General features: G+C 53.5%; 24 protein-coding genes, 3 tRNA genes and 1 pseudogene. 11 read left to right on the forward strand and 17 right to left on the reverse strand.

Translation table 11 applies throughout. From position 1 onward, the window contains the following. The first annotated feature begins 65 nt into the window (after positions 1-65). Complete coding sequence (ilvC, locus tag AC0VXT_RS14920; protein ID WP_475546043.1) at positions 66-1,085, forward strand: ketol-acid reductoisomerase; 1,020 nt, start codon at positions 66-68, stop codon at positions 1,083-1,085. Between the two features lie 86 nt (positions 1,086-1,171). On the opposite strand, the gene AC0VXT_RS14925 is transcribed toward ilvC, so the two are convergent. After that, a complete protein-coding gene (locus AC0VXT_RS14925) occupies positions 1,172-2,359 on the reverse strand; it encodes an MFS transporter (protein ID WP_475546044.1) in 1,188 nt (395 codons plus the stop codon). Positions 2,360-2,565: 206 nt separating this feature from the next. Here AC0VXT_RS14925 and AC0VXT_RS14930 point away from each other — a divergent pair, with 206 nt between their 5' ends. Further along, positions 2,566-3,474 (forward strand): pseudouridine-5'-phosphate glycosidase, encoded by a 909-nt coding sequence (locus tag AC0VXT_RS14930; protein WP_417824511.1) that lies wholly within the window; start codon positions 2,566-2,568, stop codon positions 3,472-3,474. Between the two features lie 86 nt (positions 3,475-3,560). Here AC0VXT_RS14930 and AC0VXT_RS14935 read toward each other — a convergent pair whose 3' ends face one another. Next, positions 3,561-4,223: a pyridoxamine 5'-phosphate oxidase family protein gene (locus AC0VXT_RS14935; RefSeq protein WP_475546045.1), complete on the reverse strand. Its 663-nt coding sequence runs from the start codon at positions 4,221-4,223 to the stop codon at positions 3,561-3,563. Between the two features lie 131 nt (positions 4,224-4,354). Between AC0VXT_RS14935 and pdxR the strand changes: the two genes are divergently transcribed. Then, positions 4,355-5,875, forward strand: coding sequence for a MocR-like pyridoxine biosynthesis transcription factor PdxR (gene pdxR, locus AC0VXT_RS14940; RefSeq protein ID WP_475546046.1), 1,521 nt, complete (start codon positions 4,355-4,357; stop codon positions 5,873-5,875). 109 nt (positions 5,876-5,984) lie between these two features. Next, positions 5,985-7,484, forward strand: coding sequence for a cryptochrome/photolyase family protein (locus AC0VXT_RS14945; protein WP_475546047.1), 1,500 nt, complete (start codon positions 5,985-5,987; stop codon positions 7,482-7,484). Between the two features lie 34 nt (positions 7,485-7,518). Here AC0VXT_RS14945 and AC0VXT_RS14950 read toward each other — a convergent pair whose 3' ends face one another. After that, a complete protein-coding gene (locus AC0VXT_RS14950) occupies positions 7,519-9,066 on the reverse strand; it encodes a CYTH and CHAD domain-containing protein (protein ID WP_475546048.1) in 1,548 nt (515 codons plus the stop codon). 454 nt (positions 9,067-9,520) lie between these two features. On the opposite strand from AC0VXT_RS14950, the gene AC0VXT_RS14955 reads away from it, so the two are divergent. Beyond that, a complete protein-coding gene (locus AC0VXT_RS14955) occupies positions 9,521-10,528 on the forward strand; it encodes a hypothetical protein (protein WP_475546049.1) in 1,008 nt (335 codons plus the stop codon). A 62-nt stretch (positions 10,529-10,590) separates the two neighbouring features. Here the strand turns inward: AC0VXT_RS14955 and AC0VXT_RS14960 are convergent. The 5 genes from AC0VXT_RS14960 to infA all read right to left on the reverse strand — a co-directional run bounded on the left by AC0VXT_RS14960 (position 10,591) and on the right by infA (position 13,333). Beyond that, a tRNA-Phe gene (locus AC0VXT_RS14960) sits at positions 10,591-10,666 on the reverse strand. 105 nt (positions 10,667-10,771) lie between these two features. Further along, entirely contained in the window at positions 10,772-10,972 is a 201-nt protein-coding gene (locus AC0VXT_RS14965) for a DNA gyrase inhibitor YacG (RefSeq protein ID WP_475546050.1), read from the reverse strand. Beyond that, positions 10,969-12,384 (reverse strand): ribonuclease E/G, encoded by a 1,416-nt coding sequence (locus tag AC0VXT_RS14970; protein ID WP_475546051.1) that lies wholly within the window; start codon positions 12,382-12,384, stop codon positions 10,969-10,971. Before AC0VXT_RS14970 ends, AC0VXT_RS14965 begins: the two co-directional genes overlap by 4 nt. A 2-nt stretch (positions 12,385-12,386) precedes the next feature. Further along, a complete protein-coding gene (locus AC0VXT_RS14975) occupies positions 12,387-12,968 on the reverse strand; it encodes a Maf family protein (RefSeq protein WP_475546052.1) in 582 nt (193 codons plus the stop codon). A gap of 146 nt (positions 12,969-13,114) precedes the next feature. After that, positions 13,115-13,333: a translation initiation factor IF-1 gene (gene infA, locus AC0VXT_RS14980; protein ID WP_007092059.1), complete on the reverse strand. Its 219-nt coding sequence runs from the start codon at positions 13,331-13,333 to the stop codon at positions 13,115-13,117. Positions 13,334-13,600: 267 nt separating this feature from the next. Between infA and AC0VXT_RS14985 the strand changes: the two genes are divergently transcribed. Further along, a complete protein-coding gene (locus AC0VXT_RS14985; RefSeq protein WP_475546053.1) occupies positions 13,601-14,107 on the forward strand; it encodes an N-acetyltransferase family protein in 507 nt (168 codons plus the stop codon). Here AC0VXT_RS14985 and AC0VXT_RS14990 read toward each other — a convergent pair whose 3' ends face one another. The 7 genes and pseudogenes from AC0VXT_RS14990 to AC0VXT_RS15020 all read right to left on the reverse strand — a co-directional run bounded on the left by AC0VXT_RS14990 (position 14,108) and on the right by AC0VXT_RS15020 (position 19,313). Beyond that, a complete protein-coding gene (locus AC0VXT_RS14990) occupies positions 14,108-14,554 on the reverse strand; it encodes an arsenate reductase ArsC (RefSeq protein ID WP_101299756.1) in 447 nt (148 codons plus the stop codon). A 6-nt stretch (positions 14,555-14,560) separates the two neighbouring features. Beyond that, complete coding sequence (locus AC0VXT_RS14995) at positions 14,561-15,037, reverse strand: UPF0262 family protein (RefSeq protein WP_022733005.1); 477 nt, start codon at positions 15,035-15,037, stop codon at positions 14,561-14,563. A 53-nt stretch (positions 15,038-15,090) separates the two neighbouring features. Further along, entirely contained in the window at positions 15,091-16,386 is a 1,296-nt protein-coding gene (hisD, locus tag AC0VXT_RS15000; protein ID WP_475546054.1) for a histidinol dehydrogenase, read from the reverse strand. After that, positions 16,376-17,035, reverse strand: a complete 660-nt coding sequence (hisG, locus tag AC0VXT_RS15005) for an ATP phosphoribosyltransferase (RefSeq protein ID WP_022733003.1) — start codon at positions 17,033-17,035, stop codon at positions 16,376-16,378. Before hisG ends, hisD begins: the two co-directional genes overlap by 11 nt. Positions 17,036-17,094: 59 nt before the next feature. Beyond that, entirely contained in the window at positions 17,095-18,387 is a 1,293-nt protein-coding gene (gene murA / locus AC0VXT_RS15010) for a UDP-N-acetylglucosamine 1-carboxyvinyltransferase (RefSeq protein WP_417823097.1), read from the reverse strand. A gap of 82 nt (positions 18,388-18,469) precedes the next feature. Further along, positions 18,470-19,025 (reverse strand): annotated as a pseudogene (gene dcd / locus AC0VXT_RS15015) (dCTP deaminase). A 114-nt stretch (positions 19,026-19,139) separates the two neighbouring features. After that, positions 19,140-19,313, reverse strand: coding sequence for a hypothetical protein (locus AC0VXT_RS15020; RefSeq protein ID WP_165792265.1), 174 nt, complete (start codon positions 19,311-19,313; stop codon positions 19,140-19,142). 200 nt (positions 19,314-19,513) lie between these two features. On the opposite strand from AC0VXT_RS15020, the gene AC0VXT_RS15025 reads away from it, so the two are divergent. The 3 genes from AC0VXT_RS15025 to AC0VXT_RS15035 all read left to right on the forward strand — a co-directional run bounded on the left by AC0VXT_RS15025 (position 19,514) and on the right by AC0VXT_RS15035 (position 20,717). Beyond that, positions 19,514-19,588 (forward strand) — tRNA-Thr (locus AC0VXT_RS15025). A gap of 25 nt (positions 19,589-19,613) precedes the next feature. After that, positions 19,614-19,688 (forward strand) — tRNA-Thr (locus tag AC0VXT_RS15030). 219 nt (positions 19,689-19,907) lie between these two features. Further along, the gene (locus tag AC0VXT_RS15035; protein ID WP_475546055.1) at positions 19,908-20,717 is read left to right on the forward strand and encodes a hypothetical protein; all 810 of its coding nucleotides are present in this window, start codon (positions 19,908-19,910) and stop codon (positions 20,715-20,717) included. Positions 20,718-20,837: 120 nt separating this feature from the next. Here the strand turns inward: AC0VXT_RS15035 and AC0VXT_RS15040 are convergent, their stop codons facing one another. Both AC0VXT_RS15040 and AC0VXT_RS15045 read right to left on the reverse strand, forming a co-directional pair. Further along, positions 20,838-22,118, reverse strand: coding sequence for an oligosaccharide flippase family protein (locus tag AC0VXT_RS15040; protein ID WP_475546056.1), 1,281 nt, complete (start codon positions 22,116-22,118; stop codon positions 20,838-20,840). Positions 22,119-22,124: 6 nt separating this feature from the next. Continuing rightward, the gene (locus tag AC0VXT_RS15045; protein ID WP_475546057.1) at positions 22,125-23,156 is read right to left on the reverse strand and encodes an NAD-dependent epimerase; all 1,032 of its coding nucleotides are present in this window, start codon (positions 23,154-23,156) and stop codon (positions 22,125-22,127) included. 211 nt (positions 23,157-23,367) lie between these two features. On the opposite strand from AC0VXT_RS15045, the gene AC0VXT_RS15050 reads away from it, so the two are divergent. Together AC0VXT_RS15050 and AC0VXT_RS15055 are read left to right on the forward strand one after the other, a co-directional pair. Further along, entirely contained in the window at positions 23,368-24,111 is a 744-nt protein-coding gene (locus tag AC0VXT_RS15050) for a putative metalloprotease CJM1_0395 family protein (protein WP_475546058.1), read from the forward strand. A 287-nt stretch (positions 24,112-24,398) separates the two neighbouring features. Continuing rightward, positions 24,399-25,052 (forward strand): response regulator, encoded by a 654-nt coding sequence (locus AC0VXT_RS15055; RefSeq protein WP_101299739.1) that lies wholly within the window; start codon positions 24,399-24,401, stop codon positions 25,050-25,052. The last annotated feature ends 13 nt before the right edge of the window (positions 25,053-25,065 follow it).

Here is a 25,065-nt window from a genome sequence, read left to right on the forward strand (position 1 = left end):
AAATTTGATCCATCCCACCACGCAGATAAAAATAAGCGTGGTCCAACGTCCAGAGGTATCGAAAGATGCGTGTTTATTACGACCGCGATGCAGATGTTAATCTGATCAAAACCAAAAAAGTTGCCATCATCGGTTACGGTTCGCAGGGTCACGCCCATGCGCTGAACCTTCATGATTCCGGTGTTGCAGAAGTGGCCGTTGGCCTGCGTGAAGGTTCTTCTTCGCGCAAAAAGGCTGAAAAAGCAGGTCTGAAAACCATGACCCCGGCCGAAGCAGCTGCTTGGGCAGATGTTGTCATGATGCTGACCCCTGATGAGCATCAGGCAGCGATCTATGCCAATGAACTGCGCGACAATCTCAAACAGGGTGCCGCCCTTCTGTTCGCACACGGTCTGAACGTGCATTTCGGCCTGATCGAGCCGCGCGCTGATCTTGACGTTATGATGATCGCACCAAAAGGCCCGGGCCACACGGTTCGTTCTGAATATGCACGTGGCGGCGGGGTTCCTTGCCTTGTTGCTGTTGAACAGAACGCATCGGGCAATGCGCTTGAAGTTGCACTGTCTTATGCATCAGCAATCGGTGGCGGCCGTTCGGGCGTGATCGAAACCACCTTCCGTGAAGAGTGCGAAACCGATCTGTTCGGCGAACAGGCTGTTCTGTGTGGCGGCCTGACCCAGCTGATCAAATACGGTTTTGAAACCCTGACCGAAGCTGGTTACGCACCGGAAATGGCATACTTTGAGTGCCTGCACGAAGTGAAACTGATTGTTGACCTGATGTATGAAGGCGGTATGGCCAACATGCGTTACTCAATCTCGAACACCGCAGAATACGGCGACTATGTCACCGGCCCGCGCGTGATCGACGCATCGGTCAAAGACCGTATGAAAGAAGTCCTTGCTGACATTCAGGAAGGTAAATTCGTACGTGACTTTGTTCAGGAAATGCATTGCGGTGAACCGATGTTCAAAGCAACACGCCGCCTGAATGCAGAACATCCGATCGAAGAAGTTGGCACCAAACTGCGCGCTATGATGCCGTGGATTGCTGCTAACCAGCTGGTCAACAAAGAAAAGAACTAAGCAACAGCTTAGGCTTTCTGATGCAAACGGCCGTCCCGATGGGGCGGCCGTTTTACTTTGAGGGCTATGCCCGAAATAACCCAGAACTACTGACGCATGTGCTTCACCGGGAAGCGCAATTCCGTGATAGCCCAGATCACGACACAAAGGATCGACACACTTGATCCAAGCGCCACGATAGCGGGCCACCCGCCCATCCCGTACGAAACGGCTGCACTGGCCGAACCACATGCACCACCGAGGAAGTAACTGGCCATATAGCCCGTTGTCAGGCGGCTTCTGGCTTCGGGGTTAAGGCGGTAAATCTCGCTTTGGTTGGAGATATGCGCACCTTGAATACCAAGGTCGAGCAACACGACACCGACGCCAAAGGCAACCAGCGACCATTGCCCCCAATACAGCAACCCCCAGCTTGACACCGTCACCATTAAAAACCCACCGGTGCTCAGCCGTGCCCAGCCACGGTCCGCCAGCCTGCCGGCAATGCGGGCCGCCAAAATACCAATGGCCCCGATCAGGCCAAACATCCCGATCATGGCTTCGGACATGTCATATTGACGGGCAAGCATAAAGGCCATCGCCGTCCAGAAAATGCCAAACACCGCGTATTGCAGCCCACCAATCAGGCTGCGACGGCGCAACACCGGCTCATCACGAAACAGATGCAGGATGGAGGCGTAAAGTGTCCGGTAACTGGTGTTTGAGGTTGGGACCAGATGGGGCAAGATTTTGTAACAGGCCACCGAATAGCCCGCCATCAGGACCGCCGCGACGATAAAAACAGATCGCCATCCGGCAAGTTCGGCCATCACCCCCGAAAAGGTACGCGCCAAAAGAATACCCAGCAACAAGCCACTCATGACAGTTCCCACCGCCGATCCGCGCTTATCATCACTGGCAAGATGGGCCGCCAACGGGACAAGGATTTGGGCGGTGACACAGCTTATGCCAACCATGATGCTAAATGCGACCAGCATCAAAAACGAATGCGACAACCCCATCGCCAACAAACCCAAGGCCGTTAAGGACGAGGTGATGGTCAATAACTTGCGCCGTTCATGATGATCGCCCAACGGCACCACCACAATCAACCCGGCGAGATAACCCAACTGCGCGACTGTAACCAAAAGCCCGGCCTTGGTGTCGCTTAGGCCATATTCACGTGCAAGCAGTTCCAGCAAGGGCTGCACATAATAAAGGCTGGCAACCGAGAGGCCGCTTCCGACCGCCATAAAGGCGAGAAGCCCACGGGTCAGAACTGGTTTGGAATGCATAAAGGATGGTCCCGAAAAGGTTGGTGGTTTCAACAAGATACGCGCCTGCCATACCCGTTACAATCCGTTGACTGGCACAAGTGCGTTTCAGATATGGCATGAGTCAGAGTAAAACATTGCAGACATGCAATGCTTTGGGCTGGATTTCGGAGGATGATCTGTTTAATTCTGACCTTTAAAACTTTAACTCAAACATGAGCCACTTTATGTTGAATTATATCGATATCGCCCCCGAAGTCGCCGAAGCATTTGCCGCTGGCAAGCCGGTTGTCGCCCTTGAATCAACCATTATTTCCCATGGCATGCCCTATCCGCAGAACCTTGAAACGGCGCGCGCTGTTGAACAGGATGTGCGTGATAATGGTGCGGTTCCCGCCACCATCGCCGTGATTGGCGGGCGCTGCAAAATCGGTCTTACCGCCGATGAGCTGGAATATTTCGCCAAGGGCACGGACATCCTGAAACTGTCACGCCGCGACATTCCCTATTGCCTTGCCAAGAAACTTGACGGGGCGACCACGGTTTCTGCCACCATGATTTTGGCCGAAAAGGCCGGTATTCGGGTGTTTGCCACGGGTGGCATTGGTGGTGTTCACCGTGATCTTGCCGGGAATTACGATGTATCGGCTGATTTGACCGAGCTTGGCAAAACCAGTGTTGCGGTTGTCTGTGCCGGGGCCAAGGCGATCCTTGATATTCCCAAAACGCTTGAACATCTTGAAACGCTGGGCGTGCCGGTGATTGCCTATGGCACCGATGAATTCCCGGCATTCTATTCGGTGGAAAGCGGTCAAAAAGCGCCGCTTCGTCTTGATACCCCCGAAGAACTGGCGGCCTTCCTGACATCGAAATGGGAATTTGGTCTTGAAGGCGGGGCTGTGATCGGCAACCCGCCCGAGGCCGACAAAGCACTCGCCCGCGAAGCCATCGAAGGTGCGATTGAAAGTGCACTGGTCGAGGCCACCGAAAAAGGCATTCAGGGGCGCGATGTTACCCCGTTCCTGCTTAAACGCGTGACCGAACTGACCGATGGCAAAAGCCTTGAAGCCAACATCGCCCTTGTGCGTAACAATGCCCGCCTTGGCGCAAAAATTGCGGCGGCGATGGTCGATTAATCCGTCTAACGATCAAGCATCACGATACAGAAAAACCGGCTGACAGAGTTCCCTCTGCCAGCCGGTTTTCGTTTCAGCGAGAAATCCTATTCCGGTTTTTTGCCTTTGCCGACAAAGCCGGGATCAACCTTGGCATCGTCAATCGGCGTGCCCCAGACGTTCTGACACGGCAGAACCCCGGCCCACACCGGCAAGCTATAATCTTCGTCATCATCGACCGGATCACCGGCCCGGACTTTGGCGGAAACTTCGTTAAGGTCAAAGCCAAGGAACATGGTGGCTTTAAGCTCCTGCTTGTTCGGTTCACGGATGGTGTCCCACCGCCCCGGTTCAAGCTTTTCCATAAACAGGCGGGAATGTTCCATCTTGCCTTCGTCATCAGATACAACCTCACCCTTGCCGTAAATCACGACCGAACGATAATTGGCTGAATGATGGAATGCCGAACGCGCCATCACCAGCCCATCAAGATGGGTGATGCACAGGCAGGCCTCCGCCCCCTCGGCAATCGCGCCCAGAATGCGGTTTTTCGACGCCCCATGAATATAAATCCGTTCGCCCACCCGCCAATGGGCGGTCGGGATCATGGTGGGGCGACCATTGACCACCGTTCCGACATGGCAAATCAAGGCGTCATCAATGATCCCGTGAACAAGCTTACGGTCATAGGATGCGCGCTTGGGACCACGCACAACTTTGGTTACAGGGTGAACATCATATTGGTCAGGCAAATCAAGTACGTCAGACATGGCAGGTTCTCTTTTGTTCGTCGGTGATGGCACGCGGGGTGTTTCGCCTGATCATCGCGATTATTGGACTTTTCAAAAGGTCCATTATAATAAAATACATAGAACCAATTTAAACCATCAGGCCGATCCGCATGCGCAGCGATTACAGCTGGATATATCCCAGCCACACCGACCAAACCGGCGACCGGGCTGAACCCATCGCCTATCGCCGCCTCTATCACGGCATACGGGCCGCCATTCTCGATGGGCGGTTACATCCGGGCGAACGGCTTCCGGCCAGCCGCGATCTGGCCAGAACACTTGGCATATCGCGCAATACCGTGGTCACCAGTTTTGACCTGCTGACGTCCGAAGGCTACCTCGAAACCCGTGTCGGAGCCGGAAGCTTTGTTGCCAGCACCCTGCCCGACCGCGATATGGCGGCAATGCATCAAACCAGCGATCAAGGAAATGCATCCAAGACCAATGAACGCCCCTTGCGGCTCAGCCAAAGTGTCGCGCGCATGCTCGAATATCAGCGACGCTTCCCAAGGTTTCGGGTCGCCCGCCCGTTTAACCCGGCCACCCCTGATCTGGATGGCTTTCCCTTTGACCTTTGGGCGCGGCTATTACGCCGTGCATGGCGGTCGCCCGATATTGATCTGACGATCCCCGATGATCCGCTTGGCCTTTCGCAATTGCGCCATGAAATCGCAAAATGGTTGCGCCAGTCGCGCGGGGTCAATTGCGATGCCGATCAGGTGATGATTGTATCTGGCGCGCAGCAGGCGCTTGATCTGATTGCCCGTGCACTCGTCGATCCCGGTGATGTCATCGCCACCGAAGATCCCGGCTACGAAGGCATACGCGGTGTTCTTGCCGCCAGTGGTGCCGATGTTCAGGCGATTCCGGTCGATCACGAAGGGCTGTGCGTTGATCTGCTTTCAAACACATCATCCCCGGCACGGATCGTGGTCACAACCCCATCGCGCAATTACCCATTGGGAACGACCCTTTCGCTTGCGCGGCGTCTGGCGATGTTGCAATGGGCGGATGCCAATGATGCCTGGATTGTCGAAGACGATTACGACAGCGAATACCGCTATGACGGGCCACCGCTGTCATCTCTTCAGGGACTTGATACCCAAAACCGGGTGATTTATGTCGGCACGTTTTCACGGGTCATGTTTCCCGGTATCCGGCTTGGCTATCTAGTTTTGCCGCGCACCTTGATACCGGCCTTTCGCGGGATGCGCGGCTTTGCTGACGGTGTGCCTGCCCCAACCGCACAGGCCGCCCTTGCCGCGTTTTTCGCCGACGGCCATTTTGGCAGTCACGTGCGCAAGATGCGCCTGCGGTACGGTGAACGGCGCACACATCTGCAAAACCTGATTGCGGATCGTGCGACGGGGACACTTTCTATCATGCCCTCAGACGGTGGACTGCATTTCTGCACAAAACTTATCGCCGGGCATGATGACATGATTTTGCAGGAAAAGATGGTCAAGGCCGGGCTTGATTGCCGCGCGTTGTCGTCTTATTTCCACGATAAATCGGCCCAAAACCGCCCTAATCTGCCGCAGGGGCTGGTGCTGGGATTTGCCGGATGGAACAAAAATGCCCTGACGCAAAGTTTTGGTGAACTGATCACAATCATGGAACGTACCTCTTGATGTACCCCAAGCCAGAGAGAGCGGCTCGGCACCCCCTCTATACGCTGTCACAGTCGAGACGCTCTCTCACCTTTCTGTCGAAATTCCAAGACGATCTTTAAGGACACCAATGACCGACCGTCCAATCGCCATCATGTGGTTTCGCAATGATTTGCGTTTGGCCGACAATCCGGCCTTACGCGCAGCAACCCAGTGGGCGCGCGAAAATGAAGGGGTTGTTTTACCGGTGTTTATTCTTGATCCGGTGATTTCAGATCAGCTTGGCGGGGCTACGCGATGGTGGCTTGAAAAAAGCCTATTGGTACTGGACCGCGCCATTGCGGATATGGCCGACATGGCGGATGTTAGCGCTAACATGCCTGAAAATACTGCCTTGCGGCTATTCGTCGGCAAGTCTTCTGATATCCTTGATACCATCATTGAAAGCCAGCCGGTCGGGGCATTGTTCTGGAACCGGCTTTATGACAAGCCATCGATCACGCGCGACACCGAAATCAAGGCCGCCATGATGGACCGCGGCCTTACGTGCGAAAGTTTCAAGGCGCAACTTCTGTTTGAACCGTGGGAAGTCAAAACCGGTGGCGGTACTGATTTCAAGGTCTTTAGCCCGTTCTGGCGCGCCTGTCAGAAAGCCCCGCCGCCACGTGCACCTTTCAAGGCACCTGAAACCATCACGCTTTGCGATAAAGACATCAAAGGTCAGGTTGACCTTCGAACACTGGATCTGTCACCCAAGCCGTTTGATTGGGCCGCGGGATTATCTGAACGCTTTACCCCCGGCGAGAAGGGCGCGATGGATCAACTGTTTGATTTCATTGATGACCGTTTACAAGACTACGCCGATCTGCGCGACCGCCCGGATCACCGGGTGACGTCGGAGCTCTCCCCCCACTTACGCTTTGGCGAAATCAGCCCGTTTCAGGTCTGGCATACTGCAAACCATTTTGCCGAAGCCAATCCCGGCAAAGGCAAAACCGCATCGAAGTTTATATCCGAACTCGGATGGCGGGAATTTGCCCATCATATCCTGTTTCACGCCAAAGACCTTCGAACCCAGCCGTTGCAAGACAAGTTCAGCAGCTTTGCATGGTCAGATGCCCCCGACGATCTGGCAGCCTGGCAGCGCGGTCAAACTGGCTTTCCCATCGTCGATGCCGGCATGCGTGAACTTTGGCATACTGGATACATGCACAACCGGGTGCGGATGATTGTCGGGTCCATTCTGGTCAAACATCTGTTGATCCATTGGCGCGACGGGCTGGCATGGTTTGACGATACACTTGTCGATGCCTGCCCGGCCAACAATGCATTTTCATGGCAATGGATCGGCGGATGCGGGGCGGATGCCGCCCCCTATTTCCGCATTTTCAACCCGGTACTTCAGGGTGAAAAATTTGACCCCAAAGGCGAATATGTCCGCCAATGGGTGCCGGAACTGCGCGACATGCCCGAACAGTTCATCCACAAACCGTGGGAAGCATCGCCCTTGATCCTCAAGGCTGCTGACGTCACGCTGGGCAAGTCCTACCCCGAACCATTGATCGGCTTGAAAGAAGGCCGTGAGCGGGCTTTAGCGGCCTATCAGGACATGAAAAAGGCTGCGGCGTAATCCCCGCAGCCTTCATCCCGCAATATGGTCACCGTCAACTCCAGAACAGTTTGCGTTCTGCGAACTCTTTCCAGGCCATGCCAAGACCGTCCAGTTCATGGTCAACACGTGCGGCATACCAGCCAGATACCAGCCCGATGGCCACCAGTCCTTCTTTTGACAGTTTTGGCGCCAGTGACATCAGCCGTTTTTCAGCCACGGCTGCATCCTGCAACTCACCAAGAATATCCTGCATGGCGACAAGGCCGTTGCGGAACTTTTTGACCTTCTTGCTGCCATAGACACCGCCAAAGAAATCGGTGCCATAGCGCATCTGTTTAACATCAAGACGCAACGCATGAAGCTGTGGCGTGGTCAACACCGTGATGTTGTCGCCGCGACGGGTAACACGTTTATAAACCCGTTCCAGCAATGGCTCGGCCATCTTGCCAATCGGGGCAGCCATGGCTTTCATCTGTGACGCACTGGCCCCGGATGCCCAGCGCGAATAGCTGGCCCATGCGCCAAGGATCAAAAGAAGCTGCCCATATTCCGGGCTATCGAGCATGTCATGTGCTGCGACCAACGCCTTTTGACGTTCAATTTCGGCGGTTTTACGTAACTCGGCAACGCCTGCATTTTGCGAAAACCGTTCTTCGATCAGGGGCAAGGTTTCGCCAAGAAACACATCCCAATCGCGCAAGGCATCAAGTCCCTTGCTACACGCCTTTAACAACCGCCTCAGCAAAACCGCCTCGCCATGTGGCAGGTTCTTTTTAAACAGATTAAACGCCACCCGCAGCCTGCGCATGCCGACCCGCATCTGATGGCAGCCTTCGCAATGAAGGTCCTGACGCACACAAATCTCATTGCCAAGGATCATCCGAAGCCCCTGCGCAAGGACGGCTCGAAAGGCCGTTTCGGCCGACATATCAGCCGTCAGGGCAACCGCGTCTGGCTTATAAAAGCGTGTCTCCGTGCCAAGGTACAAATCCCGACCACGCGATGCTTTGGACCGCATGCTCAACAGCAAGGGAACAGTGCGTTGCAGCTCTAGTGCCAAGTCAAACAAAGCGGCGGGATGGCCATCTTTTAATTCAAACTCGACTTCGGAAAGTGGCACTTCGGCCTCACCGGCGCGCACAACACCCTGATCTATGGCCATTTCCATCACCGCATCACGGTAAGTCAGATCAACGGCACTGCGTTTAAGGTCGCTTTCAAAAATCCGGTCGATGGTTTTCTTCTTGGCAAACTTGCTCAGAAGCTTTTTGACGTCCTTGTCGGTAAATTTCTCAAGATCAAGTGCGCCGTCTTCAAGCGGCACTGTCCATTCATGACGTGCGGGCAAGGCTTCGCGCAGGCCATTGGTGGCCTTAACAGTTTGCTCCCACCCTTGGGTTCCGATCTTGCGCACCCGAATGGCAAGCCCCTTGCGCGCCAGCGACAGCTTGGGCGTATCATAATAGATGGAAACCAGATGGGTCGTCTGGATGCGACGGCCTTCTTTGACCTCGCGCAAGACGGGTGCCTGACGCAAACGCGAAACGTGCTTTGGATCGATCCGAAGTTTCAGTTCGATTTCGATCTGCTTCTCGGCCATTTTGGGTCCCCTAGGCGTATTATTCTTGCAGCACAGCGGATTTCACCAATCCTAACGTCATAAACGTTTTTATGTTTCAAAGGTTTGAAATCACATGCCGGAATGATGGTAGCGGATTGTCAAATTTCCGCAACAAAAGCCCTAAACCCCCATCAAATCAAGCGCTAAACGCATATCTCACAGCTTACACAAACTGCACCTTTCATTTGAAACCAAGGTCGAACAATTCTGTTCATTTGATCATGATACGCGCCGAATTCGCGGTTCTTCAAAAGTCCGCGACTGTCGGATCGTTGGGCAGAAGAGATCTTGATATCAATTCTATCATCCCTTCTGCTGTTTGGAATCAGCTGAAAGCGTGACTGAAAACTGCATTCTCACCACCTTCGAACAGGTTTTATGCGTTCCAATTCAGGGTACTATAATATTGGGACATACAATCTAGAGGGTAACAATGAACACCAAGAAGCTTATCGGGTTCGCCGTTTTGGGGACAACACTGTTGCTGGCCGGGTGCCAAACCACCAGAGATTATGCATTTTCCGAATGGAAAGAAGTACCGATTGGCAAGTCACGGTTTAACGTGCCGACCGCCTCGAACATTCCGGTGACTAAGCTCGAACAGAGTGATCGTAACAATGGTCAGGTTCAGAACGAAAGATGGGAACTGGCCTGCGGGCAGGGTCTGATCACAAATGCATATACATTTGATGTCTGGTTCACCCCACAAAGCGAACAGGAACTTGCAGACGAAGCGCAATTCCGTGACACATTCGAAACGTCAAATGTGACAGTCTTGAAAACCTATCCGATCACGTCAAACGTGAATGGAAAGGCAGTGGGCTATTATGCTGACGCCAAAATTGGCGAACACTCGCAATGTAAAGTCGCCAAATTCGGCTTCCGTGCGACAAATGGCCGCAAAATTTACGATAACGATCGCGGCGGCATCAATTCAGTCGTCACTGTTGTCTACTGCGGGGACGCTGATTTTGACATCGCAAAATTGACCCATAACATCAGTCTGGTCGATGATCGTGACGCCTATGCAGCACGGGTAATGGCGCTACCTACTCCAGCATGCGCGATGACGAGAACCAAGACGTCGGGTGCACAAGGCGGTAACTGGTCCAGCGCCAGAATGGGCACCTATGATCGCACCATCGCAATGACTTGGGGAAGCAAGCTCAGCGATGGGTATCTCGATACCAAGGTGTCGCTCAAAGATTATGGCGGGACACTTGAGTTTGTCGGCCCAAACAGTTCGCAATGCAAAGCACAACTGAGCGTAACCAAAAACGACGCCCCCACAGAAGGCACATGGTTTGCCAATTGTACCAAAGGGGCATTTGCGTCTGGTACATTCACCCTTGATGACAACCGCAACCTGATTGGCGAAGGAACTGATCAGGACGATGAGGGTGTTGAATTCACACTTTGGATTCCAGGCAGCAAAGCCTGACATAGACCCGGAATCAAAAAGACCCGGCTATGAAAGCCGGGTCTTTTTTGTTTTATGAAAGATGGTGCCCAGAGGCGGGTTCGAACCACCGACACGCGGATTTTCAGTCCACTGCTCTACCAACTGAGCTATCTGGGCATCTTAATCTTTCATCTCTGTTTCCAGAGTGTCCCCTGCGGAACGAGCCGGGTTATACAAACTCCTTTGGGGCTTGTCCAAACTCAAATCGCATTTTTTTTCCCGTTAAAATTCTTCTTCATCTTCAAGGTCTTCGAGATACTCGGGCGGATCGGCTGCGGGAATTGCGTAGCTTTCATTCAACCATTTCCCAAGGTCAAGATCGGCACAGCGTTTCGAGCAGAACGGCTTGTATTGTTCCTCAACCGGCTTGTCACAAACAGGGCAGCCAGACCCTGCTGTTTTTGCTGTGTTTTTTTCTGTCATGTCTTTTTCTCCAACCGGTAGGCATCTTCACTTAGCATCGGGTCTGCGATGATTTCAGGGTTAACCCCCAATTCATTTCGCAAGATATCTGCACCATTTTCATTCAACGCAAGTCGTTCGGCAATCACCGGGGCCACATAAAGCTTAACCGCCCCGACGAGACCGTTGCGACAGTCACCAATCACATGACGAATAACCGCATTAAGCGCCGTTTGGTTTGAAAGTCTGCGTGGATCTGACTTTACCTGCATCCGCTCGCCAAGCGATTCGCCCGACCGCTGGCGGCTAAACTCAAAAAGACCAAGTCGCGTAAACCCGCCAATTTGAACCGAACCATCAAGCTCGGCCCCGAAAGTTTCGCGCAGAACGGCTTCAAACCTGTCACGTCCGGCACGCGATTTCACCCGCAACGGGTCAATCACAATCAATCCGCCAATATTGCGCAAACGGATTTGATGAACGATTTCTGTGGCCGCACGAGCATTGAGCTCAATCGCGCGGGCTTCACTATCGCGGCCTGCATCGGCCCCACCCGCGTTCACATCAATCGCACAAAGGGCGGTTGCCGGGTCAATCGCGATCCAGCCCCCACCCGGAAGTTCCACCCGTGACGACAACGCAATGTTCATCTCGTCTTCAAGATCGATTTCAAGATCACTGGCGCCAAACAAAAGTTGTGTCCCAGTGTGACGGGCAAGACTGTCGTCTAGCACACCACGGGCCTTTAAAATGCCGCGCAGGCGCACAAATTCATTCGTTCCATCGACAGTGCATTCGCCACCTGCCATCAGGTGGCGTTCGATCATCTGATCGACCTCAGACTGGGCAGGCGATATCCGTTGTGTTTTTTTGGGATCAGCCAGCGCTGCGGTCGCGGCCTGCCATTGGCGGCGCAACAGTTGATATTCACCCGACAGTGCTGCCCCGTCCCACTCAAGGGCATGACTGCGCAGCATGATGCCATCATCTTCGGCCTGAAGCGATTTGAGGTGACGCACCAAATCGGCGCGACGGCCTTCGTCCTTGAGTTTGCGGGGGAGTTCGATCTGTTTGCCGTGCGGGCGCAGGATCATGCCCAGCCCTTCGATGGCAATCCGCCCGGTGAGCTTCACACCCTTGTCTTCAAAGCCAAGCCGGGAAATCTGCACCAGCACCCATTGGCCTTCATGAAGTGGCCCGGTATAGCGATCAAACGGCAACAGACCGTCATCAAGCCCCTTAAGGGCGACCATCGCCGCCGCCATTTCCGGCAGAACCTTTGACACCCGGCCAAGATGAAGGTCAAACCGTGCGGGCCCACCACGATCAATCCAAAGACGCGAAAGGCGCCCCTGTTCAATAAAGGCAATGCGCCGTTCAAGCGCAACAGCGTCAATCAGCAGGCGGCCTTTTGGGGGTACGCCAGCTGTCATGATCAGGCCTCTTTGACGGGGTAGCCAAGACCACGCAGGAGGCCGTCCACCTCACAGAGCGACAGCCCGACGACATTGGAATAGGAGCCGGAAATCGCCTTGATAAAGGTCGCCGCATGGCCCTGAATGGCATAGGCACCTGCCTTGCCTTTCCATTCGTCATGCGAAAGATAACGGTTAAGGTCTTCGGTACCGAGGGTCCGGAATTTAACCTGTGTTTCGATCACGCGGGACCGCTCAGTGCCATCCGGCGCGATCAGGCAGACACCGCCGAAAACACGATGGCGGCGCCCGGAAAGAAGGGTCAGGAATTTGCGCGCTTCGCGTTCATCGGATGCCTTGCCCAGCGCGCGGGTTCCACAAGCAACAACAGTATCGGCAGCAAGGACAAAAGCCCCGCCATTGCTTTTGGCAACGGCACGGGCTTTTTCTTCGGCAAGGCGCAAGGCAAGTCGGCGCGGACTTTCGTCGGCCGCTGGCGTTTCGTCGATATCCGCCGGGGCAACCTGATCTGGCACAATTCCGATCTGCGCAAGCAGCTCAAGACGGCGCGGCGATGCAGAGGCCAGTATCAGTTTCGACAAGACGCGGCTCCCGGATGTCGGATCTTTACCCTTGGTTCGCGATGTGACCTTGTCACACGCGTTCCATACACAGAACAATTGCCCTTGGGCGCAAAGGTAAACCGCACGCCAGACAAGGTCAATTTACGCTGTAAACAGGTTTCAGATTACTTGAAACGGAAGGTGATACGACCCTTGGTCAGGTCATAAGGGGTCATTTCGACGCTGACACGGTCCCCTGCGAGAACACGAATACGGTTCTTACGCATTTTGCCCGAGGTATGAGCAAGGATTTCGTGGTCATTGTCCAGCTTCACGCGGAACATCGCGTTGGGCAGAAGTTCAACGACAGTGCCCTGAAACTCGATAACGTCTTCTTTAGCCATGTGACTCCTAGCTTTCGTATTGCAATATCAAAATACCGGTGGGGCGCAAACTGCTCTGAACCGGGCAAAAGGTCAAGTCCTTTCACACCACCCCCTCGGCGTTCCAGCACTGCATACATGGCATGGCAACGGTAGTTTACGCGTTTATAGGCCCGTGTTGCGACGGCTTATGATGGTTGCCTATGGTTTTGGCTCTTTGCTGGGGTGTCTAATCGGTTCTATTGTCTGGAGTCTTTCGCATTCTTGCCCCTTTTGGAACCAACCGCCATGTCAACACCGAACCAGCCTGAAATCCGTCTGGCACAAAAGGATGATGCCCCGGCCCTTCATGCAATGCTGTTTCAGATTGCTGCTGCGACCGGATGCGAGGACAAATTTAAAAGCAGTCCAGACGATCTTGTCCGGGACGGGTTTGGAAATGACCCCGCCTTTGAGGCCATGATCGCGACCGAAAACAGCACTCCGGTTGCGCTTTGTCTGTATTTCCCAAGCTATTCAACGTTCCGTGGACAGGCCGGGCTTTATATTCAGGACCTGTATGTCGCCCCGCCTCATCGCGGGGCACAGCCTTGGGGCAGTCTTGCGCGCAATCTGGTTCAAGCTGTTGCCAAACAGGCGCATGCGCAAGGCAAAACCTATATCAGGCTGTCAGTTGATGCCCAAAACGTCATCGGTCAGCTGTTCTATGAAAAACTCGGCATGCGTCCTGCCGATGATGAAACGATATTTGTTCTTGATGGTGACGCGTTCACCGATCTTGCCCAAAACAAATAATCAGACTTTTGGCGAAGGTCCGACCGGGAAACGATCAAGGATGCGCTTTTTGATCTGATCGCGCACCTGACGGTAGGCTTCAAGCCGCGTTTCACGCGATCCTTCGACAATGGTGGCATCAAAGGTATTCCAGAATTCCACATCACAGGCCATGGTACGGGTCATTTCGACCGCACGGTGCTGGGCTTCTGGTGACATGGTTATGATGAGGTCAAAGAACCCGTCTTCAAGCTGATCAAACGTTTTGGATTTGTATGAGGAAATGTCCAGACCGATTTCATCCATCACGGCAATGGCAAAACCATCCACCTCACCAGCACGCAGACCGCAGCTTTCAACATAAATGCGTGTCCCGTGATAATGGCGCATGATGGCTGCCGCCATCACCGAACGAACGGCATTGAAACTACAGGCAAAAAGAACCGATCCGGGAAGCTCTTCTGCCACTGTGCCTTAACCCCGGATGTGAAGGACGCAAATCAGGGTAAACAGGCGACGTGCAGTATTTTCATCCACTGTCACCTTCTCGGCCAGAAGCTCGCGCAATTGCTCTGACCCTTCGTTGTGCAATCCGCGGCGCGCCATATCAATGGTTTCGATCTGTGATGCACTGGCTTTTTTGATCGCGTCATAATAGCTTTCGCAGATCATGAAGTAATCTTTGACGATGCGGCGAAACGGCGATAATGGCACGGGAATGGTGGTCAGGTTTTCACTGTCATCATCGCCGCGCACATCCATATAGATGCGGTTTTCTTCGATGCGCATATGTACCGAATACGGCCCTTCGAACCCGCCAGCAGGCTCGAAATGGTTGTCTTCGAGCAGGTCATAAATCGCCACAGCCTGTTCGTGTTCGACCTCGGGACGGCGACGCACCTTGTACTTTTCGTCAAGATAGATACCAGCGATACATTGGTTCTTTGCCATGGCTCTCTCCCTGCGGTCCCCTTACACGCTGCACTGCAACAGCATAACACAGCTTACATCTGGTTTGACCGGATCGCCACTGAAAGTCCGTGTGCCTGCAAACCTTCACTTTCCGCAAGCGCAATTGCCGCTGGTCCGATCTTGGCCAGGCTTTCCGGGGTACATTTGATCAGCGATGACCGCTTAACAAAATCAAGCACACCAAGACCGGAAGAAAACCGTGCCGAACGGGCGGTTGGCAGCACGTGGTTTGGCCCGGCAACATAGTCACCAATGGCTTCTGGCGTGTAACGGCCCAGGAAAATCGCACCGGCATGATGAATGTCTTCTGCCAGTGCGTCCGGGTCATCCACCGCCAATTCCAGATGTTCCGGGGCGATCCGATCCACAAGGGCCGGAGCCTGCGACAGATTTTCCACCAAGACAATTGCACCAAAGTCGCGCCAGCTTGCCCCTGCGATTTCCGCACGCGGCAATTTTTCAAGATGTGCGTCAATCGCAAATTGCACACGGTCGGCAAAACCGGCGTCATCGGTGATCAGGATCGATTGCGCAACCGGGTCATGTTCAGCCTGCGACAAAAGGTCTGCAGCCACCCAACTCGGGTCATTACTGCCATCGGCGACCACAAGGATTTCCGATGGACCGGCAATCATATCAATGCCGACCTGCCCGAATACGCGGCGTTTTGCCGCCGCGACAAAGGCATTGCCCGGGCCAACAATCTTATCAACCGGCTTAATGGTTTGCGTACCATAGGCAAGGGCCGCAACCGCCTGCGCACCACCGATGCGGTAAATCTCGTCCACACCGGCGATGCGGGCCGCAGCCAGCACCAGCGGGTTCATTTTATTGTCCGGGGTTGGTACCACCATGACAAGACGCTCAACCCCGGCAACCTTGGCCGGGATGGCATTCATCAGAACCGATGACGGATAAGATGCCAGACCGCCGGGCACATAAAGACCGGCCGCCGAAACAGCCCGCCACCGCCAACCAAGCTCAACACCTGTTTCATCGGTGTAGCGTTCATCGGCTGGCATCTGCTTTTCGTGATAGGAGCGAATGCGGGTTGCAGCAAGTTCCAGCGATTTGAGCAAATCGGCATCAACTTCGTGTAACGCAGCATCAACCTCGGCCGGCGTCACTGCCATGCCGCTGGCATCAATATTGAGACGGTCAAAGCGGTTGGTATATTCACATACCGCTTCGTCACCACGTGCGCGCACATCGGCAATGATGTTGGCAACAGCCGCATCCACATCGGCATCAGATTCGCGCTTCATGCCCAGAAGCTTGACGAAATCTTCCTCAAACCCGGCATCGGTAATGGAAAGCTTAAGCGGCATTGAGCACCTCGGAGAAACGGTCAATCCATGGCTGAACATCGGTCGGACGGGTTTTAAGCGCGGCCCGGTTGACGATCAGGCGTGACGTCACATCGGCAATATGTTCAATCTCGCGCAGGCCATTGGCCTTAAGCGTATTGCCCGTCGATACCAGATCGACAATGCGACGGCACAGACCAAGGGTCGGTGCCAGTTCCATCGCGCCGTTCAGTTTAATGCATTCGGCCTGAACACCGCGTTTGGAAAAATGATTGCGCGTCACATTGGGATATTTGGTTGCAACACGCACATGCGACCAGCGCGATGGATCATCACCGTCGATCATTTCTTCGGGCTCGGCCACAGCCAGACGGCAATGCCCGATATTAAGATCAAGCGGCGCATAGATATCGGGATAGTCAAATTCCATCAGAACATCATTGCCGCACACCCCGATATGGGCGGCACCAAAGGCAACAAAAGTTGCAACATCAAAGCTGCGCACGCGAATGATATCGATATGCGGATGATTGGTGGCAAACCGAAGTGCACGGGATTTGGGATCATCAAATGCGGCTTCCGGTTCGATCCCGGCGGATCGCACCAGCGGCATTACCTCGTCAAGAATGCGCCCCTTTGGCAGGGCCAGCACCAGCTTTTCGTCACTCATCAATCAGTCGCCTTACGCGTTATGTACTGTCCGGATCGCAATCCAATCACGAACCGTCTTTAGACCGGCACCCGGACACGTTCGATCTGCGCCCCGCAGGAACTCAGTTTTTCTTCCAGTCGCTCATAGCCGCGATCAAGATGGTAGACACGGTTAATAACCGTCTCCCCCTCGGCTGCCAAGCCCGCAAGCACCATCGACACCGATGCACGCAGATCGGTTGCCATCACTTCGGCCCCCGACAGTTTCGCACTGCCGCGCACAATGGCCGAACGACCATGGACGTTGACGTCCGCACCCATGCGGCTGAGTTCCGGCACATGCATGAAACGGTTTTCAAAAATCGTCTCTGTGATCATGGATGCGCCATTGGCCACCGACATCAGCGCCATGAACTGCGCCTGCATATCAGTCGGGAAACCGGGATAAGGTTCAGTCATGACATCAACGCCGCGAAGGGTTGCGCGGTTGCCGCGCACCTTCATGCCATCGTCGGTTTCTTCGATCTCAACCCCGGCCTTGCGCATGGCATCGACCAGACTGTCGATCAGCTCAAGCCGCGTACCGGTCAGTTCAATATCGCCCCCGGTAATTGCCGCGGCAATCGCGTAGGTGCCGGTTTCGATCCGATCAGGTACCACCGAGTATTCCGCCCCATGCAGGCGCGGCTTACCGGTGACTTTAAGCGTATCGGTGCCGATGCCTTCGATCTCGGCCCCCATCGCAACCAGGCAATGGGCCAGATCGGAAACTTCGGGTTCGCGGGCCGCATTGGCAATGGTGACAACACCATCGGCAAGGGATGCCGCCATCAGGGCATTTTCCGTCGCACCAACAGACACCTGCGGGAACAGAACATGCCCGCCCTTAAGGCCTTCTGGTGCGCGGGCTTCGATATAGCCCTCGGTCAGGTGGATTTCAGCCCCCATAGCTTCAAGTGCCTTAAGGTGCAGGTCAACCGGACGGTTGCCAATCGCACAACCACCGGGAAGCGAAACACGGGCGACACCACAACGTGCAACAATTGGCCCCAGAACCAGAACAGATGCGCGCATCTTGCGTACAAGATCATAAGGCGCGGTCGTAGAGATGATTTCCTTGGCGGTCATTTCCAGAACGCGGCCCGTATGCCCGCCATTGGGTGCATGACCATTGAGATGCAGCGCGACACCATGCTGGGCCAGCAAATTGGCCATCGACGTGATGTCAGCCAGATGCGGCAGGTTTGAGAGTGTCAGCGTCTCATCTGTCAAAAGGGCTGCTGCCATCAACGGCAGGGCCGCATTTTTGGCACCGCCAATAGCGATTTTACCCTGCAGCCGGCGACCACCGGAAATCTTGATCTTATCCATTCAATCCTCATTGTGCTGCGTCTTTGCGCGCAGCAAAACCGTGTCTTGGCGTATCACTGCCGAATATGTTGCCATGCCTTTATCACAGGCGCGGCAGCGTGACACCTTTTTGGCCCATATATTTTCCTGCGCGATCCGCATAGGAGGTATCGCATTCGCTTTCGGCTTTCAGGAAAATGAACTGGCACGCTCCTTCGTTGGCATAAATGCGGGCCGGAAGCGGTGTAGTATTTGAAAACTCCAATGTCACATGCCCTTCCCATTCCGGCTCAAGCGGGGTGACATTGACGATGATCCCACACCGCGCATAGGTCAACTTGCCAAGGCAGATCACCAGCGTATCGCGTGGAATGCGAAAATATTCCACCGTACGCGCCAAGGCAAAACTGTTGGGCGGGATCACACAACAATCGGTCTTGCGGTTAACAAACCCGTCATCGGAAAAATCCTTGGGATCGACAATCGCCGAGTCAGACATTGGTAAAAATTTTGAACTCGTCGGCAACCCGCGCGTCATAGCCATAGGAACTAACCCCATAGGAAATCACACCATCGCGTTTAAAACCGTCAACAAACGGTTCAATCATGCCTTTTTCCTGCGCCATTTGGCGTATCCAGTGATCAGGTCTTACCGACATTTTACCACCCTTGTTTACTGTGAAGGTCCCTGCGCGACACTGCGCCATACTGCGATATTCGTTTTACCCGCCACACAGCATGAAGATCAACCAAACGATGCCTGTGACGGATGCCTAATTCTTCTCATCATCCGATTGGGGACGGTCTTTTTCTGTCGCCTCCCCGGCATCCTGTCGTGAGCGCTTCTGCTGTTTACGCTTGGCCAGATTGGCGCGCAGGGCTTCGGCTTCGCGCTTTTGGCGTTCCTCATTCACCGCCGGGCGGATGTCGGATTTCTTTGCAGTCATAATGTGATCCGGTTTCCGGTTGATATGATCGGGAAGATGTCGGGACGTTATAAAACAGCAGGCGAAAAATTACAGCCGATCTTGACGAAAGCAGGGCAAAAAGCTGCGATGTTTGAACATTCGAAAAACTTCGCCTATTTCGGGCTTGACCAAATACGGATACGTGGCCTATAACCCGCCCGCACCGCAAAGGGCTTAATGCTGCTGTAGCTCAGGGGTAGAGCACTCCCTTGGTAAGGGAGAGGCCGGGAGTTCAAATCTCCCCAGCAGCACCATTTGCCCGTTAAGCGACCCGCATAAGCTGCCGTAGCTCAGGGGTAGAGCACTCCCTTGGTAAGGGAGAGGTCGAGAGTTCAAATCTCTCCGGCAGCACCATTTCCCCAAATGTAATCTTTTGATTCAAGTCCCATGCGTTATTGGCTGCTCAAACCTTTTGGGCGTTCAACCTGCAATTTCTGCCTATTCTTTTGATAGGCTTGCGTCCCCTTGGTATAGTTTTACACTAATTTTCCCGATACTTTCGACAACTTTTACATGCAAAAATGGCATAGAAATTGCTCCACCTTCTTACTCTACATGATAGAGGAGCGCACTATGACCATCCAAACAAATGCCTATAACGCTGGCTCTGCAGTATCGCACTATACGGCAACGTCACCTTCCTCAAACGCGACACATACATCGTTCAGCGAGGAAATGTATTCCGACCCGGAAATGCGTCCGTATCTCAAGCAATACTACGAAAAGTCCTATGCACCGATGCGCGAACGTATCGCAGCAATGCGTGAGGACGGATACACCCCACGCACGATCCAAAATGAAGACGGCAGTATTGCCACCGAAGTTTCCGCCGATCAGTATGAAGCAGCGATCCCCACCTTTGAAAAGTGGCTTGAAGGTCAGCAGACCATTATCCCGCGACTGCGCGAGTCTGTTGAGACCGCGCTGGAGCATGCACAAAGAAGTGTTGAAAACACAAAAGCAAACCATCCCGATACGCAGTCAGACGTTAGGACAGTGTTTTCCAACGGCGATCAGATTCTGGGGTACGTTTACAAAAATGGAGGCTTGGTAACGCATGATGCCGGAAGCTATATGCGGAAATTCAATGATCAGGCAGACTTGCTAGGCCTGAGTGGGCAAGCGCGCGTGGACTATATTACAGATGCCGTATCGCGCCATTATCCCAATGTCGATGTTCACCGCTACAATCACCAAAATGCGCCGACACGACGGGAGTTTTCAGAACGCTGGTATCCTGACCATAACGTCGAGGAAGCATATCAGCTCAGGCTGGAACAGGCACGTTCAAACCTTGCCAGACAAGAAGAACTCTATCACAGGCAACAAAACAACATTCGAGAAATGCATGACTTCCTGCTTGGCCTGATGGAACAGGCGTAACAGATATGAGATGAAAACCTGCATCATGGGGATGTGCATTGTGTTTAGGATATGAACCCAATTGAACAATTGCACCTAGAACTTGGGCCTCAGCAGGTCAACGTTGAAGGATCACATGCATTAACGAGCGAGAAACCGCAACGACAATATAGAGGGATCAACACCAAGCGTTTTATTACACAAGATAGCCAGCAAAACCGGGTACCCGGCAACAGATATGGCCGCGACAATCACACCTCCATACAAAGCCGCCTGGTTCATCGCAACGAACAAACCGACCATCGTAATCGCGGCCCAGATACTCACAATCTTGGTCATGGCGCGGTGAATGCCGGTCATGTTCAGTAATGCCACGCTCGGCCCACAGGCCGCCTGAATGCCATAGGCAATCAGCATCATGCGTAGGTATGGTACGGCGCGGCTATAATCATCGCCAAACAATGACAGCAACCAAGGGGCAAAGACAAAGAACCCCAAACAGACAGGCATGGCGACAAGCATTGAAAATGCGGTTGCACGCGCGACAAGCGACTGTAGTTCCCATTTGTCATCCTTGGCCATGGCGCGCGCAAGAAACGGTGAAACAACTGAATTTACAGCCGTCAGCGCAAAAGCCACCAACATCGACAAACGAATAACAGCCCCAATTTCACCTGCATCAAAGGCAGAGAGTGTCACACCGGCAATAATAACCGGAGCCTGATTGAGCAAGGCAACGCCAAGTTTTGAAAACAGAACATTCAGCCCCAACTGCAACCACAGCCGAACATCCACCATTGCCGGATGGAAGCGGTCTTTCCATTTTATGTGGCCGCCTTGCACCACCAGAAACAGCGAGCCGAGAACACCAGCCCCAAGAGCCACCGCATAAGACATCACAATGGTCAAAAGCGAAAGTTCGTTCAAAACCCAGAAATACATCAGCAGCAGGCACAGCCCGAACACCAGCGGTCGAATGACGGCTTCGCTGACCACCGCACGCGACACGTTGGCGTCTGCCCGAATGGTTCCTTGCAGAACAACCATGATCACAGATAGGGGCAAACATGCGCCCGCCGCTACTCCGATATTTAAATCGTAGTTCCGGAACTTAATGAGGATGATTGCAAGGATAATTCCGCCCAGTGTCGACAATACGGTTGCGAACAGCAAAACGAACCGCTGCATACCGCTAACCAACTGGCCCTGACCGTCAGCGCGGTATTTCGGTAAAAACCTTACAATCGCGGTATCCATGCCAAACGTCGCGACAGGAGCAGCCGAGATAATCAACCCAAGTACGACACTGAAGAAGCCAAAAAGGTCTTTGCCGCCATAGCGTGAAATAAACACGCTGGCCAGAAACATCATGCCCGCCGAGAACGCATTGGCGAACAGTACAAAAATGGCGGCAAATTTCAATTTCGTTTATCCGTAAAAGGACCGGTACCACGCAACAAAATTGCCAATCCCGGTCTCGATTGAGGTTTCCGGTTTAAAACCAACGGCATCAGTCAGGGCATCCACATCGGCGTAGGTGGCCGGAACATCGCCATCCTGCATCGGCAGCATATTTTTGTCTGCCGTTTTGCCCAGCGCTTTCTCAAGTGTTTCGATCATATGCATCAGCTCGACCGGGCTATTGTTGCCGATGTTAAACACGCGGTAAGGAGCCGAGCTGGTCGCCGGGTCCGGATTGCGCGGATTCCAGTTCGCATTTGGTTCCGCCACGGTCGAGATGCAACGATAGACACCTTCGACAATGTCATCGACATAGGTGAAGTCGCGGCGCATTTTACCCTGGTTGAACACGTTGATCGGTTTGCCTTCGAGAATGGCCTTGGTGAACAAGAAAAGCGCCATATCCGGACGCCCCCACGGACCATAGACAGTAAAGAACCGCAGTCCGGTCGTTGGCAAGCTATAGAGATGGCTATAGGTATGGGCCATCAGTTCATTTGCCTTTTTCGACGCCGCATACAGGCTGATCGGGTGATCGACATTGTGATGGACCGAGAACGGCATCTCAGTGTTCATGCCATAAACCGAACTGCTTGAGGCATATACAAGATGCTTCACACCGTTATGGCGGCATCCTTCGAGGATGTTGGTAAACCCGACAAGGTTGGCATCAATATAAGCATGCGGGTTTTCAATTGAATACCGCACACCAGCCTGAGCAGCCAGATTAACAACATAGGTCGGCTTTTCCGTTGCAAACAGGTCGGCAATACCGCCGCGGTCTTCAAGGTCCATGCGGACAAACTTGAAACCCGGCTTGCCTTCAATCCGCGCTAGACGGGCTTTCTTGAGGTTCACGTCATAATAGTCATTGACATTATCAAGGCCAACAACAGTCGTCCCTTGCTCAAGCAGCTTCAGACAAAGGTGCGATCCAATAAAACCGGCAGCACCGGTAACCAGCACCTTTTCATGGGCGGGAATGGCAAAGTCGAGCATGTTCCTCGGAATTCCTGTCTGATGTGTTTATGAACGATAACTGTCATGGCACTTTAAATTCGGTCATTCTGATAGCAGCAAGGCCCCCTTTTCGCAAGACACGAGAACCCCTCAATCTGGCCCGTAAATCATGCACAAGACAGAAAGATCATTATCTGCTATTCTTTTGGGGTATGCAGTACATCGTTAAGCTTAGAGTTTACAGTTTCATATGATTGCAACCGGTCAAACCATTGCCAACCCGAATGTCGGCGGAATGGGCGTAATCCTGAATGTTCAGGAGATCGCACGAACCGCTGACGGGCGCGTTTTGGCCGAGTACGACGCTGTCGAAGTTACATCGTCGAGTACGAAGCGTTCATCGCCCTATGCAATTGCAGGCCAAGACAGTGACGCGGCAAGGACACGCATCGTTGATCCCCGTACCCTGACGGAAGCACAAGCCGTTGCGGGCGGTGTTAGCCGTGCGGAGTATCGTCAGGCGCGTGAAACCAGTGAAGAACAAGCCGGTCAAAATACGAACAGCAGCATTTCTGGTAATACAGACCTTGATCCGGCGGAAAAGGCCATTGTTGCACAGTTGCAATCGCGTGATTCTGCAGTCAAGCAAGAAGAAAAAGCCCATGCCGCCGCAGCGGGTCCTTATGGGTCTGCGCCACAGTATGAATATCAGATTGGGCCAGATGGCAAAGCATATGCAATCGGCGGGCACGTTGATGTTAGTGTGTCAATGACTGGATCTGCGGCGGATCGTGATCGCGCACTGGCAACCTTGCAGAACGCAGCACTTGCCCCTAATGCACCGTCCGGTGCCGATATGGCGGCCTTCCGTCAGGCAAGCTTACAACGTGCGACAGCGCAAGCCAGCGACGAATTGCCTAAACCGATAGAATCCATTGCGTCTAACAACGAAAACGGGAACGACGCGAGACAGGGCATCTCGATTTCTATTTGATTTTGGACCTCGCGAAGTCTGCTTCCGCTCCCCATATACTATGCAAAGCGCGACAGAACATCTACCCTTGAACATAATACCCTATTCAATGGGATAGTTCAGAAAACCAGAAACTATCCTGCCGTTTGACAGGCCCCCCATTTTGTTGAATGCTGCGCGCGCGTCCGGGGGGGACGCTTGAACTAAACATTATAGATTTACGCGATTCCGTATCTTGGGTGCGGTCGCGTTTCTGACGCGGACGGACACATGTCCTAAGCTCGGACAAAAACGGGTACGGCACAAAAATGAACATCCTGCTAGCAGACGACCACGACCTCGTCAGAGACGGGATCACTTCCTTCCTTAAAACGGCGGCGCCGGAAGTTGAGGTCTCACAAGCAAAAGATTTTGCCGAGGCACTTTCAGTTGTTGACGGGGAAACGCAAGTCGAGCTGACCATTCTTGATTTGAACATGCCGGGGATGAACGGCCTTTCAGGCTTGACCGTCATGCGTCAAAAGCACCCGGAAATTCCGGTTGTCATTCTGTCTGGATCAGTTAAGCGCAGTGACGTTTTAAATGCGCTCGAACATGGTGCCTCTGGCTATTTGCCAAAAACCTTGTCGGGAAAATCACTGATCAATGCATTGCGTTTGATCATGTCAGGTGAAAAATATATTCCATCAGCTTTGCTTGAAGATGACGGCACGAAAATGCGTCCTGGCGAGATTGATCTGGATGGCCTGTCACCTGACAACCCTTTACGCCAGTTGACCAATCGCGAACGCGAAGTTCTTGCTCTGCTGACCAAAGGCTTATCGAATAAGGAAATAGCCAAGCAGCTTACTGTGCGTGAAATCACCGTCAAAGTTCACCTGACGGGTATTTTCAAAAAGCTTGGTGCCGCCAACCGTACACAGGCTGTTAAAATTGCCATGCAGCTCGGTTGGGAAGCCTGACCTGAGCGCAACG

The sequence above is a fragment of the Thalassospira sp. Z349TD_5 genome (assembly GCF_056173045.1).

Bases quoted from the DNA above. Each gene is read 5' to 3' on its own strand.
- ilvC (WP_475546043.1), top strand. From the start codon at position 66: ATGCGTGTTTATTACGACCGCGATGCAGATGTTAATCTGATCAAAACC.
- AC0VXT_RS14925 (WP_475546044.1), bottom strand. From the start codon at position 2,359: ATGCATTCCAAACCAGTTCTGACCCGTGGGCTTCTCGCCTTTATGGCG.
- AC0VXT_RS14930 (WP_417824511.1), top strand. From the start codon at position 2,566: ATGTTGAATTATATCGATATCGCCCCCGAAGTCGCCGAAGCATTTGCC.
- AC0VXT_RS14935 (WP_475546045.1), bottom strand. From the start codon at position 4,223: ATGTCTGACGTACTTGATTTGCCTGACCAATATGATGTTCACCCTGTA.
- pdxR (WP_475546046.1), top strand. From the start codon at position 4,355: ATGCGCAGCGATTACAGCTGGATATATCCCAGCCACACCGACCAAACC.
- AC0VXT_RS14945 (WP_475546047.1), top strand. From the start codon at position 5,985: ATGACCGACCGTCCAATCGCCATCATGTGGTTTCGCAATGATTTGCGT.
- AC0VXT_RS14950 (WP_475546048.1), bottom strand. From the start codon at position 9,066: ATGGCCGAGAAGCAGATCGAAATCGAACTGAAACTTCGGATCGATCCA.
- AC0VXT_RS14955 (WP_475546049.1), top strand. From the start codon at position 9,521: ATGAACACCAAGAAGCTTATCGGGTTCGCCGTTTTGGGGACAACACTG.
- AC0VXT_RS14965 (WP_475546050.1), bottom strand. From the start codon at position 10,972: ATGACAGAAAAAAACACAGCAAAAACAGCAGGGTCTGGCTGCCCTGTT.
- AC0VXT_RS14970 (WP_475546051.1), bottom strand. From the start codon at position 12,384: ATGACAGCTGGCGTACCCCCAAAAGGCCGCCTGCTGATTGACGCTGTT.
- infA (WP_007092059.1), bottom strand. From the start codon at position 13,333: ATGGCTAAAGAAGACGTTATCGAGTTTCAGGGCACTGTCGTTGAACTT.
- AC0VXT_RS14985 (WP_475546053.1), top strand. From the start codon at position 13,601: ATGTCAACACCGAACCAGCCTGAAATCCGTCTGGCACAAAAGGATGAT.
- AC0VXT_RS14995 (WP_022733005.1), bottom strand. From the start codon at position 15,037: ATGGCAAAGAACCAATGTATCGCTGGTATCTATCTTGACGAAAAGTAC.
- hisD (WP_475546054.1), bottom strand. From the start codon at position 16,386: ATGCCGCTTAAGCTTTCCATTACCGATGCCGGGTTTGAGGAAGATTTC.
- hisG (WP_022733003.1), bottom strand. From the start codon at position 17,035: ATGAGTGACGAAAAGCTGGTGCTGGCCCTGCCAAAGGGGCGCATTCTT.
- murA (WP_417823097.1), bottom strand. From the start codon at position 18,387: ATGGATAAGATCAAGATTTCCGGTGGTCGCCGGCTGCAGGGTAAAATC.
- AC0VXT_RS15020 (WP_165792265.1), bottom strand. From the start codon at position 19,313: ATGACTGCAAAGAAATCCGACATCCGCCCGGCGGTGAATGAGGAACGC.
- AC0VXT_RS15035 (WP_475546055.1), top strand. From the start codon at position 19,908: ATGACCATCCAAACAAATGCCTATAACGCTGGCTCTGCAGTATCGCAC.
- AC0VXT_RS15045 (WP_475546057.1), bottom strand. From the start codon at position 23,156: ATGCTCGACTTTGCCATTCCCGCCCATGAAAAGGTGCTGGTTACCGGT.
- AC0VXT_RS15050 (WP_475546058.1), top strand. From the start codon at position 23,368: ATGATTGCAACCGGTCAAACCATTGCCAACCCGAATGTCGGCGGAATG.
- AC0VXT_RS15055 (WP_101299739.1), top strand. From the start codon at position 24,399: ATGAACATCCTGCTAGCAGACGACCACGACCTCGTCAGAGACGGGATC.